The organism is Pseudarthrobacter sulfonivorans (assembly GCF_014712225.1).
In the GTDB taxonomy this organism is placed as follows: Bacteria; Actinomycetota; Actinomycetes; order Actinomycetales; family Micrococcaceae; genus Arthrobacter; species Arthrobacter sulfonivorans.
On sequence record NZ_JACXBW010000006.1, the window covers coordinates 236048 to 249407 of the forward strand.

Consider the following 13360-nt stretch of genomic DNA (forward strand, 5'->3'; position numbering starts at 1 on the left):
AGTTATGGCCGAGTCGGGCGGGATGCTCATGCCCGATGGGCGTGTGACCGCCGATGCGAGCACCGGACTCGTATTGGAGCGCGTCCACGAACCCGACGAAGCCTTGGAACACGCTCTGGACCGTTCACCAGGGACGACTCTTTTAGACCACCTGGCCGTAACGTCCGGCGACGAAGCCGGAACAGTACACATCACGGTGCACTCCACCGCTGAAAGGTTCGTCGCCGTGCTTGCATGGAGCGACTCCGGCATTCGCGCCCTTGATCCAACCGAGTCATCACGACATGAACATCGATTCAAGCTCGACGTGGATGCTCACCAAAAGGTCCGCCTGGCGGTGCTCGAGTCCGAGGACGACCTGGGACTTGTACTAGTCGTTGACGCCATCAGGATTGCCACACGCGGGCGTGGCCGCGGCATACGGGAGGGGATTACGGCGGCGCCGCCAACAAGGGCCGTTCCTCCGACTCATGGCGACTTCGAAGCGATCGTCCGTCCCCCTGTTACTGGCCCGGTCGCGGCCGTCGAGGACGGCGATACAGAAACGATAGTTGGCGCATTGCCCGCGGGTGAATCGCCCGGCGTCGGCTGGCCGGAGTTTGCCCAGATCGGTGCCAGCATGCCGCCGATAGTTATGCTGAATGCGCCCGTGTCCCTGACGGTACGGTTGGCGCGGGGCGAAATAACCGTCGATTCAAGCCAGTCGCACGATGAGCAAGTCATAGTCGTCGATCCGGGCCAGCCCCTGACCATCACGCTGTTCTGTCGAAACTTCATGGTGCCGGAGAACGAACCAGACAGCCGTGACGTGCTCCTGCCCCCACCTACAGAGGAATCGGTTGTTACGTTCACCGTGGTCGCAGCCGAAATCGGGGAGGGCGAGGTGCAGGTTGTCGTGCGCCAAACCGAACCGTTGCCCATCGCCACGCTATGGCTAAGTGCAACCGTGCAACGGGACCCGGTGCCCCCTGATGCCGAGGGCGCGGACGCCAGGCCGGTCACAAGCTTTATCGCATCAGAAGTGCGCCAATTCCTCGCCCCGAAGACACTCACCATCGATGAAAACCTCGTCGGCGGACGATCACGACTCAGCTTCGAACTCGTTCTTCCGGGCGTCCGACAAAGATTCGAGCGGGTCCTCGAAAACAAAACGGCGCTCATCGGCGGGATTTTCAGCGCCATCGACGCGGCATGGAGCAACTTCAAGGATTTGCCGACCACGCGCGAACGCAGTTCCGCCTTTCGCAACACATTGCAGGCACTCGGAGTGAAGCTCGCCGAAGACGTTCTCCCGGCCGGGCTGCGGTCTTTCTTTGAAGCACATCCTGAGCAGATCGACGAACTCACCATTCTGACCAGCGGGGAAACGGACATCCCGTGGGAGTTGGTCTATATCGCCGATCCCGATATCGACGACGACCACAAAGACGAATCCGGCTTTCTCGGCCGGGCCGGCCTTGTGCGGTGGATCTACAACACGCCGCATCCGCGGACGCTAAGGGTTTCAGCCGGCCGTGCGCGCTACTTGTGCCCGCGGTACGCCGACACAGAGCTGACGCTGGTCGACGCCGAACAGGAGCTCGACTACCTCATCTCCGACTTCGCTGCCACAGAACTCGTCCCAGGGGATGCCGACAGCATCCGGGCGCTGCTCAAGAGTGGGGCGATCGACCTGCTGCATTTCGGAGGTCACGGCCTTACCGACGAGGCGGCCGACCCGCCGCGGCAGCAACTGCTTTTGGCGAACTTCATGCAATCTGCCACCGAATCGCCTGACGCCTATTCACTCGCCGACCTTCGGCGCGATCTGCCCATCCGCCCGCCGCTCGCCTTTCAAGACCCCGGCCCCCTCGTTGTGCTCAACTCTTGCCGGCTCGGGCGCCCGCCCGCGAATCACTCGGAGCAAGGGGGCTTCGCAGAAGCGTTTCTCCGCGGAGGTGCCGCAGCCTTCGTCGGCTGTTTGTGGTCGGTCGGTGACGAACCGGCGCGGGACTTCGTGCGCGCTTTCTACGCGGGCCTTCGTGAAAAAAAGTCCATCGCCAAGGCAACCATCGACGCCCGCCGTGAGGCGCGAAAGTCCGGCGACACCTCGTGGCTCGCCTACACGGTCTACGCCCACCCGGACGCTCGTATCGAAATGGTGGGGATCGAGCCGTCGACGGCCACTTCCCCAGCCGGGACCTCCGAAAGACCCGGCCTCCTCGATCTTTACCGGCCCTCACCGAAAGGCAGTGCAATGTCCACATCCAACGCAACCCGATGGATCCCCAGAGATTCCGGACTCTCCGGCGACCAGTTGCGGGCCCTGCATCCGCACGTCGTCAGCATGAAGGACGGCGAACTGTCGAAGGGGCTCGGTGTTCGACCGACGGACGACCGCGACTTCCGCACCACGCAGGCCGATCTTTCTGAGATTTTCCGGACCCATCTGCCGGCCTTCGTTGCCGACCAAGCACAACCGGGACCGGTGCCGCTAGTGATCTATGCCCACGGCGGCCTTGTCGACAAGGGACAGGGTTTGAAGATCGCGCAGAACCAGGTGGAGTGGTGGAAGAAGAACGGCGCATACCCGATCCACCTGGTCTGGGAAACCGGCTTGGCGGCCGCGCTCTGGGACGCGGTGAAGGACTCGCTCCCAGGCAAGCCGCGGGACCTCGGTGACTTCTTTGACGGCATCATCGAGACTGCAGTGCGGTCGGCCAGAGGCGATCTGACCTGGAGCGCCATGAAACGCGATGCCGAACACGCGTCAGGCCCAACCGGCGCCGGTGCGGCGCTTGCAACCTTGCTTAGTGCGTACATGCGGGCCAATCCCGGGCAGATCAGTGTGCATCTAATCGGTCACAGTGCGGGAGCGATCATGCACTCCCACCTGGTGCCGGCCTTGCTCGCGGCCGAGGTGCCACGTATCGCAAGCCTCAGCCTGTTGGCACCCGCCGTGCGGATCGACACGTTCAAAACGCACATAGTGCCCAGGCTCAGCAACATCAATGCGCTCACTATGTTCACCATGGCCAATGAGTTCGAGGAAAATGACACTTGTCTGGGCATCTACAAGAAATCACTTCTCTATCTCATTCGGGGCGCCCTCGAACCGGAGCCGGCCGCGAAAATCCTCGGACTCGAGGTGAGCCTGTCTGCCGACTCGGAACTGTCCGATCTCTTCAAGCCGCGGAGCGGCTCGAGGGTCGAGGTGGTCTGGTCAAAGTCGGATTCCGGGCTTCGTTCGAATTCCCAGTCCGTCTCGCACGGGGGCTTCGACAACGACGGGCCGACCATGAATAGTGTCGCCCGCCGCGTGCTGGACCGCGACAGCATTGTGCCCTATCCGGCAACCCGAGCGGTCTATCCGCTCTGGCCGAGCGAAGATGAGGTGTTCGACTACGTCGAACAGGGTGGGAGTGACACGGCCGTATCCTCCTCCGCAGTGTCCGGAACGCCGCAGCGACTGCCGAGGCGGCGCGCTTTGTGCATCGGAATTGACGCGTATCCCTCGGATCGGCTGTTCGGCTGCGTCTCGGATGCGATGTCATGGCAGGCCGCGTTCAGCGAAGCCGGCTTCGAGACCGAAACCCTGCTGAACGAACAAGCCACCCAAGCGCGGATGCTGGATAAGATCCGTGAACTTGTCGTCTCGAGCAAGGCTGGCGACGTCATTGCGTTGCAGTATTCGGGCCACGGCACCACGATCGAAGACCTTGACGGGGACGAAGAGTTGGAGGACGCCGCCGGAGACGGGAATGTTGTAGGTGGGGACGTCGAACACAAACTCGTTGATGAGGCGCTCTGCCCGGTGGACTTCCGGGAGGGGCATCTCATCATCGACGACGATCTCGGCGAGATTTGGGATCTACTTCCCGACAATGTGAGCCTCACGATCTTCTTCGACTCCTGCCACTCGGGTGGCGGGCAACGCGACATCGCCACGCACAACCAATCCGCCCCCGGATCCCGCAAGCGCCTGGTGAAAATGGATGGCCGTGCCATCGGGAAGTACAAGGACATGCGGGGCACCCCCTCACGTTCGACGGCTCGCGACAATGAGCGGGGCGTGTTCTTCGGCGCGTGCCTCGCGACCGAGGTGGCCTATGAGACCGACTCGCAGGGCGACTACACGTCTCGTGCGCTGCCCCTGTTCCGCGAGGCGATCGGCTCGGCAACCAACCGTAGCTTTCACGACAAGGTGCTTGCCGCCTTCGGTGATAATCGACGTCAGACCCCAGTCGTGAAGCCCCCTGCACTGCTCGATGGGCCGCTGCTGGGCTCACTCACTGCTGCTCCTACTGGTCCAAAAGCAGAGCAGGGAACCGTTGCACTGACAACGGCGAATGGATCCCGGCCGCCTTCAACGTCGGACAGCGAATCGAATGCGGTTCTGGACGGCGACGAACATCAGGAGCGGACGGCCGCTGTCGCCGCGTTCCTCCGGGCTACAGCCGACCTCATTTCGCCGCGATAGCGCCGGCGTCGTTCACCGCATCTGGGGGCCGCGCCGCCGTGGGCTTAGCGCTCCGTGGCCACCAAAGCGAAACTTTCTTGTTCAGGGTACGGCTGGCACATTATTCCGTCCATGGTGAGGCGGGCAGTGCAACGCAGTTGCGCCCCGGTGAGGCGGGCATCGTCCGGCTCAGCGGCGCCGGGCGGCATTCCGGCTGCTTCCAGCAGCCCGGTGCGGATGGCGACCGGCTGGGTTTGTCCCGTCCGGCCGGCCCAAAGATCGGGGCTTCCCTTGAGGGCCTGAACGGATTCAAGCTGGAGGGTCAGCAGGCTCCATTCCTTCAGACGGGGATGCCGACCGATTGCGAGCACTGTCCCGGTGATGGTTGCTAGGTTTTCGGTGGCCTGGACCATGGGGCTATTGTCCGTCCGGGGAATGCGCAGCGTCCAGCAGGAGCGAAGCCAGTGCCCCACTGATATCCGCTCCGGTGTGCTCCTCGTAATAGCTGTAGGCCGGCATAGGATTGGCCTCAAAGCAGACCCACCGGCCATCCGGGGTCCTCCGAAGGTCGATACCACAAAGGGGAAGGTCCAGGCTCCTGGCCAGTCGGATGCAGGCGTCCCGTATATCGCTGTCCAAAGTGATCCCTCTTAGCTGCGCTTCTGCGCCGGAGCGGGTTGCGTAGCGATAGTCGTCCGCCTCGCACGTGATTTCAGTGGCGAATGTGCGTCCTTCGACAACATGGACGCGGACGTCCGCGCCGCGAATGGCTACCTGAAACTGGGTTGGCAAACTTCGGACCAATGGCAGGCGCCCTGCATGCTGGCTGCCAAACTCTGCGACGACGGAGCGCACGCCGCTGATGGATTTGAACACGATATGTCCGTGGCGGCCATGGAATGCCTCAATCTCCTCGGGATCATTGCTTACAAGAGTCTCGGGAACCTCCAGCCCGGCGGCTGCTATGAGCTGGGCTTGGTATGGCTTGGAGGCGTTTGAAGCCATGGCCCAAGGACGGTTCACGACCAGCGCCGGAGTGAGGTCCAGCCATTGGGTGAAGAGTGCGTGAAATGCCTGAACGTGTGACGCCTGCCCGGGGTCAGCCGGTATGACGACGTTCAGCAACCTGGCGTACACGGACCCGATGGCCCGCAACTCGATGTCCTCGCCGGCGGCCCTCAGCCGCCCGCCCACCGGGCCGCCGTCGAGGTCCAGTGACAGGCTTGTGTACGCCAGGTGCCTGTCGTCGATGAACGCGTAACCGGCGTTTCGTTGCTGAAGGGCCGCCAGCAAGAGTGCGATCGGCGGGTCATCGGGCCGCCCGAAGACGAGAATCATGGAGGATCCTCCCCTCGGCTTCCTCCCCGGCCAGGCGAACGACGGCGTCGACTTCCTCTTCCTGGGCGAGCGGCGGCATGCAGTTCACACGCGCGAGGACGAGATTCCGGCCGGACGGGACGAAGTGGAAGGCTGCCAGCACCACCCCGAGCCTCTGGCCCAAATCCAGGCATTGCGGACCGAACATGGCTGCCAGCGGACCGAGGATTCGTCGTCCGGCCACCAGCACGTAACTTCCAGGGGACTGATCCTTCGAACCGATGGGCGGCTCAGGCACACTGGATGGAATCCCGTCGGGTGTTGCCATGCGACTAACCTGGACTTTGAGTCCCGCTGCCCGGGCCTGACCCATCCATGACAAGGGTGGCCCGTAAGCGCCGGCCAGCAGGGCAGGTCCCGCCGGATTGATGACCCGAGTGCCCAAGCTGGCCAACCAACTCGTCATTAGCGCCTGAAATTCGGCCGCTGCGTAGTCTTGATCTTTGGCCGAAGCCGTCCTGAAAGCTGGCACGACCGGCGGGGAGACCACCCGGTTCAACACCCAGCGGAGATTTCGGTCATCTGCTGTTCGTCCGTCCGGAACACCAATCCGGGTATTACACGTGCCAGCGGGAGATACAGTGTGCAACCAGCGGCTGCGGCTAAGGCTTGCCGGGCTGAGCTGGAGCACGGCGGACCCGCCGTGGAGGGCAGCAAGCCGGCGCGTCACACTTGCTGCCCCACGATCTTGCGGACCGGCGATGACGAGAAATTCTATGGTCATTGCAGCGGCGGTGAGTCAAAGGCAATTTTCGCGTCCCTGTCTCCCTGCGCCATCCGGGCGGTTAAGTCGGTCCCTGCGTCTGGGGAGCCCCCTCCGCCGATCAAATCGGGCCTTTGGTCCGCAGCGATGAACGGTTCGACGGTGGCTGTCGAGGAGGCAAGTACGCTTTCCAATGCTGCGACTCGGTCTTCCAGTTCGACGATTGCTCCCAGCAGGGGATCGTTTTCGACAGCGTCTGTCCAGGCATCCGATACAGCGGAGACGGGCGGGGCCGGGCTGTCGTGCTGATCTTTGTAGTCCTTCACCCCGCTCTTAGTGTCACGGAGGTCTTTGACGACCGATTTGTCGTGCAACCGCGACTTGTCCTGACGGTCCTTGAGTTCTTTGAGCGACTCTTTGGAGGTCACAACATCCTTGGAGTCCTTCAGATCCTTGCGCGGAGCCTTCGTGCTCACGGAGACCTTTGCTGTCATGGTGGCCGCGGAAGCGGAGATTGCTGTGACCGAAACTGAGGTCGTCTGGCCCCCGTAGGAGTTTGACGACGGAGTGCTGCTTCCGGTGAACACGGTGTTGTTGGCGGTCCCGGGATAGGGGTCTCCGCCGTCTCCCCGGTTCTGATTCAGTTCCAAGTTCCGCTGGCCGTCGGCCTGCGCGAGCCCAACCTTGTAGTGGTTTTCGTCGGTGTTGTCCGGCTGGTTGTCGTCGATGTGCCAGATCAGCAGCCCATCACCGGGAAGCTTGGCGTCGTAGCCTGTCCGTTGGCGGTTCTCCAACAGGAAGTACTCCGGCCCGCTGCCCCCGTCCTTCCATACCCGGTGAACCTTTCGGCTGGTCTTCACATCAGGGAAGCTGACAGTGCCCGAGCTCGAGACGTTGGTGGTGCCGGCCCACCCCTGCTGGACCTTGCACCAGGCCGAGGGGTGTGCAGGGATGTCTCCGCCGCCGTTCCAGGAGCCTGCGCCCATCAGGCACCAGCTCCCGACACCTTCTGACGTGTCGTCAGTGTCATAAAGATCTGGAAAGCCGAAGAGCAGGTGCCCGAGTTCGTGGGCGCAAACACCAATTTTGCTGTCCTCAGGAATGGTTAGATAAGCGAAAATCTTCTTGGTATCGGCGGACCGCTCTGTGGGCAAGTTCCATTTGTGCGACCAGATGTCGCCGGAGTTCAGGGTTTCCTCCCCGCCCCGGCCAGCATGAACGACGATGAAGGCATCGACGTAGTTGTTGCCGTCGTTGTCGTACGGGCCGAAGTCGACATGGGGATCCGCGGCGGCCGCGGCGTCGTTGGCCATGATGTTCGCCCGCGCCGTGCCGCTGGGCCGGCCTATGCCAAAGTTGCCGTTGGCGTACCAGGCGAGCGTCTGCGGCAACGTATAAGGCCCCACAACCTCACCTGCCAGGTCCACGAGACCCCCGGTGACTTCGGAAAAGTACTCACGAACGCTGCCATGCGGCAGTACACCAGTGGAGAAGAACAACTCGGAGAAGTGCGCCGCAGTCTGGGTGAGATGCTTGTCGCTGAATTCGACGAGGACGACGATGACGCGGACAGTTCCGTGCAGGGGCGCCCTGGATGCTGCCGCCGCAGCCATCGAACGGGTGGAAGTACCAGGTGCGAAGTGCTCGGGCGGGAAGATCACGCCGTCGTCAAAGCCGAGCGGCCGGCTCTGCGTAGTGAACCCTAGGAGGGAGGCGACACCTTTGTCGTCAGCGGACCGGAGTCGGGAAACTTCGTCGTTTAGCCGTGCTTTGGCTTCGGGGCTCATGGAGACGGGACAGGGGCCGCCTCGGAACTCGTCGACAGCGCCGTCGCTGCTTGAAACGTTGTGCTGCATCGCAATCCTTTCTTCGAACTGGTCGGCGCGGGCGCCGGACCTGTGCGGCAGGACAGCGGAAGCTGGCGCAGCCGGCGGGACGGGGGCCCTTGGACAGTGAGATTATCGAGGCGGCGTTACGGGAGCGTTACCGCGGGCGCTTGACAGGAGTGCAACCGCCGCAGACGGAAAGTAGGGCAGAGTGAACGAATTCCCTCCGCCCTACTCATGGAGCCGAACCTAAGACGCGTACACCTCTACCCGTACCTGGAACGAGCCCCAACCATTGCCGGGCCTGTCGTCGTTGATCCGCAGGTACAGCTTGCTCGGACCGCCCCGATGGATGAACGACGCGCCCCTGCCCACCAGGAAATACCGCCCGTCCAGGCGGGCGAGCAGGGCGAACGGAGCCTGGTACGGCAACGGCGAGTTGGCGCTGGCGCTCCAGCCCGTCCAGCCCTCGGGGCCGTTTGTGCCGGTGGCCCAAACGCCTGCCCAGATTTGCCCGTCGGCGCTGATGACCACGCGCTGACCCGGCTGGATGTAGAGGCCGGTATCCACGGCGGGGTCGGACTCGTTCACGGTCAGCCCAAGGGGCTCATACAGGGGCTGGACTTCGCGGGCCGCACCGGCAGCTTCCCGGCCGTTGCTGCTGGTGGCAGCCACCCGCCCGTCCGGCACTGTGGTGGGGACGAAGGCACCCGGAGCGAACCAACTCATGCTGATATACACGCCGTTGCCATGATCGAGCTGCCTGAGCAGGGCATGGACTCCGACCACGAACTTGGCAATCAGCACGATCCAAGGCTGGGCGGGGCTCGGGATCGCACCTCCGATGCTGCCGACCAGGGCATTCACCCCGTCCGCTGCAGTCAGGATGCGCTCCAGGGCCTGGTGGCCGATCTGGATGTGGAAACCCCACCAAAACGCACGGACTGTTATGTCGTCCGCCGGCCCCCGCGTGTCAAGTGCCGCCGGTACGAACCCGTGCGCCATCGCGCCCCCGTTTCCGTCGTCGTCGGTGACCGGTGTGGGATTCGTCGTCCGGGAGGGCCGGAAATCAGCCTGAGGTAGGTCGACTCCCAGCCGGAGCCGGAGTTCCTCAGCAACCTCGCTCCAGTTGTCGCTCGGATCGAACCCGGCGGTAGGGCCCTGCATGGTGTTGATGGACATGAATTTCTCCTTCGTGATGGTTGTTGTGGTGGTGCTTTGTGTTCCCCCGCCGGCGGTGGCGGTACTGGGACCGCCATTCCCTGCGGAAGCTGGAGGCCCGTGGACACCGGCCGGCACTGGGGCAATGCCAAACGGGCGTTGTAACCGGGTCGCCTCGCCCGTCGGTCCCAACGCGAGCAGGTTGGGTCGCTGGCTCGCGGGCATTTTCCGCTCGATTTCGTCCCGGAACTGCACATGGTCCCCAACAAATGCACCCCGGTTCCAGACCGACTTCAGCACGCCGGTGAAAAGCCCGTTCAGGCGCCCGTCCGCCGCAGTTTCATCGTCCTGGGCGGCAGAGAGCAGCAGAACGTCGGGACTAAGGTCCCGTGCCGGGAGTCGATGTGAGTACAGCTCCGGATGGCGGGCGAGCGTTTCCTCGAGCACGTCCTGGGGCATGAAGCGCGGCACATCAAGAGGCCCGGTGGCGTCGAGCCGGTCCCGCACTACTGTGCCGCTGTGGCAGCTGTCCGAAACAACGACGAGGCGTACCCCCGGACGGAAGGTCCGCAGTGCAGTCCCGAGCTCGTCATCCCTCAGCATGCGGTCGAACAGGACCACCGTTTCGTCGAGCCCGTCATCCTCCGAAGGGTCGCCGCCCGGCAGTTGCGCTCCGTGGCCAGCAAACGTCAGCAGGAAGGAGTCCCCCCGCTGCAACAGCCCGGCTGCACGCCGAATCGCTCCAAGCACTGCCTCGTATGTCGCTGCCCGGGTGAGCAGAACGGCCGGCTCAAATCCCTGGTGTTCAGCAATGGCTGCCATATCGCGGGCATCGTTCTCGCACGCTTGCAGCTCGCCCTTCCATCCTGCGTAATGCACCGGATCAACACGGTTCAAACCGACGTGGAGCGACATTGCCCGCTCAGTCATCATTACCTCCAATGTTCATTCCTCTTGGCGCCGGATGACGCAATATCAAGAGTGCGGCGGCCCGGAAGAAAGGGCACCAACCCTGGGGATGGTGTTTCCGGTACCGCGGCTGACGTACATCCGGGCATTCAAATTGCGCAGGGCCACTGGGCATTGCCTCCGGATGCCGGGGTTCTTTGCTGACAAAAAAGCTGTAGCCCCCGATGTGAACAACCGGGGGCTACAGACAGGCCGAGTGGGTTTACCCGGTTTCACCGTCATCGGCGACTAGCGAGCCGTCGGCACCGCCGTTCGGGTTCGCCGACTCCGTCATCTGGGCACGGAGCCGGTCCAATTGCTCCACCCCGCTCCAGACACCGAGAATCTTCCGGGCCCCCCGCAGGCCGTCGAGAATCGTTTGATCGACTCCCACGGCTTGCGCGGCTTTTTCAGCGGCAATGAGCCCGTAATGGATTACGCGGACCAGCATGTTGCACCTCAACTTTCTTCAACTCAAATGGGATGGTGAAAAGCCTCCAGCCCTGGCCATGTCTATGCACCACGGCTGAATCACGTAGAGGAAAGAGATCCTGGATTTTCTCCGCCCTTCGTACGTAGAAAGAGTGCGCCCCCCGGGGCAGTGAGTCGTCCATCCGAGGCGCTCTTTTGGGCATACGCCAGCTGCATGACCGTGCCGAAGGCGTACTGCGGGCGGCACAGCAAAGACTTCGGGGGATGACTTACTCCGGGTGGCGGCGCACACTGGAAACCACACCACATCTTCGAGACGACACAACAAGGCGCCAGTTAGTTGCGAGGAGGCGGCATCATGACAGCGGCCCCAACCATCTCAGTCTTCCGCACCTCCCGCGGCTCGCCCGTGGCACGGGGTGTCCTGGTCACAGGCACAAGGGTGCGCCCGGAGGACGCGGGGGAATTGAGCGCGGACCCGTTCAAGGCGGGCCTGCTCAGCCCGTGGCCGGAGACACGACTAGTTGCCGTAGCGGCCGACAGGTATTTCTCCCTCTTATGCAGATTCCTTCTACGAGATTGATCCTCAAGTGCTGCTGTCCACTGTTTCCCGCCGCGATGTAGCGTCTGCTGCCGCTGCCGTGGGACTTGACACGCTCTTGTTCACCTCGATCATGGAAAATGCAGAGAACCGAGGGTGGTCCGCGTTCGATCCGTCAGCAGCGGTAGTCGCCCTTCTAGGCCTTGCCGCATTCCCGGCGTTGGCGCTTCGGAAACGTGCGCCCGTTGCAGTCAGCCTGGGCTTAAGCGCATATGCTGCCGCTCTCACGCTCACGGTCGGCTCACGGCCGCTGGCCAGCCTGCTCGTCGCGCTCTACACCGCGGCTGCGTTGCGCCCTGTTCGCCGTAGCGGTTGGTGCCTGGTTGCTACCTTCGGTGCACACTCCATTACGGTGGCTTACGAGACCTCAGCGCCTACGAGCAACTGGTTGACCATCGCCGGGGTGGCCATTGTATTCACGCTCTTTGACCTCGCGGCGTGGTTCCTCGGGCGTTGGGCGGCCGCGACCAGCCGCCACGCACGCCAGCTGATCGAGACCAGGGAGGCCATGGCCGAGGAGGCTGTCTCTGCTGAGCGGCTGAGGATTGCGCGTGAGCTGCATGATATTGTCGCTCACGCGGTGACGGTTATGGTGCTGCAAGTTGCAGGTGCAAGACGGCAACTCCGCCGAGATCCGGCCCTCGCCGAGGCGGCACTCCAGTCGGTGGAGGCCGTCGGCAAGCAGGCGATGGCCGAGCTTCGCCGGCTGCTCGAGGTCCTGCGGACAGTTGCCGCCACCGGCGACGACCTGGACGCTGAGGCGACAGCAAGCCTTGCGAACCTGGAAGTTCTGGTGAAGCAGGCCGAGACAGCCGGCGTCACTGTCAAACTCTCCACGCGCGGCATGGCAGGCCAGCTCGATCCGAGTGTCGAGCTGACCGCCTACCGGATCGTGCAGGAAGCCTTGACAAACGTGACACGGCATGCCGGTCCCGGCGCTCACGCCGATGTAATTCTGTCCCGTCGCGACGACTCCATTGCAATCGATGTCGAAAACGATCAGGCCGGAACAGTCCCGGCGGTGACGTCACAGCTCACTAGCGGGTACGGCCTTGTCGGCCTGAGGGAACGGGTCAAGTTAATGGGCGGCGAGATTTCGACCGGAGCACGGGACGAAGGCGGCTATCGCGTGCACGCTACGCTGCCGGCGGTCCCGTCATGATCCGCGTGTTGCTCGCGGATGACGAGCCGCTGGTCCGGACAGGGATAGCGATGATCCTTGGCGCCGAGCCGGACATCGACGTGATCGCCGTCGTCAGTGATGGCGCCGCTGCTGTCGAACGCGTACACGAGCTGAATCCGGACGTTGTGGTGATGGACGTCCGGATGCCTGTGATGGACGGCGTCGAGGCCACTCGACGCATCATAGATTCCGGACCGGTCGACGGGTCGACTCCGGCGGTCCTCGTGCTCACGACATATCATGCCGACGACGCCGTCCGTGGCTCCTTGCGCGCGGGCGCGTCCGGGTTTGTACTCAAGGATGCGGCGCCCGATGAACTTGTCTCCGCAATTCACGCGGTTGCCGGCGGGGAAGCCTGGCTGGATCCGGCCGTGGCCAAACGACTGCTTGCCGAGTTCAAGGGCAGGCCGGAGTCCCCTCTCCCCACTTCAGAACAGATCACTCGGCTCACCCACCGTGAACGTGAAGTGCTGGTGCTGATCGCCCATGGTCTGACGAATAAGAACATCGCTGATTACCTGTTCATCTCGGAAGCGACGGTCAAAACGCACGTCAACCGGCTCCTGATGAAGATGGGGCTGCACGATCGGGCCGGAGCGGTGGCCGTGGCGTACCGCTCGGGCCTGGTGGCGCCGGACGAACCGATGCCCCCGCGCCAGTGATGAGTCCGGGCGGGTCAGGACACTGGGCC

General features: G+C 63.3%; 9 protein-coding genes. 3 read left to right on the top strand and 6 right to left on the bottom strand.

The genetic code is table 11. The features are described from left to right. Positions 1–4 precede the first annotated feature (4 nt). Positions 5–4459: a DUF7363 domain-containing protein gene (locus IAQ70_RS10125; protein ID WP_190989184.1), complete on the top strand. Its 4455-nt coding sequence runs from the start codon at positions 5–7 to the stop codon at positions 4457–4459. Positions 4460–4503: 44 nt separating this feature from the next. Here the strand turns inward: IAQ70_RS10125 and IAQ70_RS10130 are convergent, their stop codons facing one another. The 6 genes from IAQ70_RS10130 to IAQ70_RS10155 form a co-directional block, all read right to left on the bottom strand. Continuing rightward, positions 4504–4851, bottom strand: coding sequence for a hypothetical protein (locus tag IAQ70_RS10130; protein ID WP_190989185.1), 348 nt, complete (start codon positions 4849–4851; stop codon positions 4504–4506). A 4-nt stretch (positions 4852–4855) separates the two neighbouring features. Continuing rightward, positions 4856–5776, bottom strand: coding sequence for an ATP-grasp domain-containing protein (locus tag IAQ70_RS10135; protein WP_190989186.1), 921 nt, complete (start codon positions 5774–5776; stop codon positions 4856–4858). Further along, positions 5748–6083 carry a hypothetical protein gene (locus IAQ70_RS10140; protein ID WP_190989187.1) on the bottom strand — a complete coding sequence of 112 codons (336 nt, stop codon included), beginning with the start codon at positions 6081–6083 and terminating at the stop codon, positions 5748–5750. Before IAQ70_RS10140 ends, IAQ70_RS10135 begins: the two co-directional genes overlap by 29 nt. Before the next feature lie 452 nt (positions 6084–6535). Beyond that, the gene (locus IAQ70_RS10145) at positions 6536–8374 is read right to left on the bottom strand and encodes a M6 family metalloprotease domain-containing protein (protein WP_190989188.1); all 1839 of its coding nucleotides are present in this window, start codon (positions 8372–8374) and stop codon (positions 6536–6538) included. Between the two features lie 219 nt (positions 8375–8593). After that, entirely contained in the window at positions 8594–10435 is a 1842-nt protein-coding gene (locus IAQ70_RS10150; protein ID WP_190989189.1) for a caspase family protein, read from the bottom strand. 241 nt (positions 10436–10676) lie between these two features. Then, complete coding sequence (locus IAQ70_RS10155) at positions 10677–10904, bottom strand: hypothetical protein (RefSeq protein WP_190989190.1); 228 nt, start codon at positions 10902–10904, stop codon at positions 10677–10679. 571 nt (positions 10905–11475) lie between these two features. Here IAQ70_RS10155 and IAQ70_RS10160 point away from each other — a divergent pair. Then, the gene (locus IAQ70_RS10160) at positions 11476–12648 is read left to right on the top strand and encodes a sensor histidine kinase (RefSeq protein ID WP_190989191.1); all 1173 of its coding nucleotides are present in this window, start codon (positions 11476–11478) and stop codon (positions 12646–12648) included. Then, on the top strand, positions 12645–13331 hold the full coding sequence (locus IAQ70_RS10165; protein ID WP_190989192.1) for a response regulator: 687 nt from the start codon (positions 12645–12647) through the stop codon (positions 13329–13331). The genes IAQ70_RS10160 and IAQ70_RS10165 overlap by 4 nt, the downstream gene beginning before the upstream one ends. Positions 13332–13360: the final 29 nt, after the last annotated feature.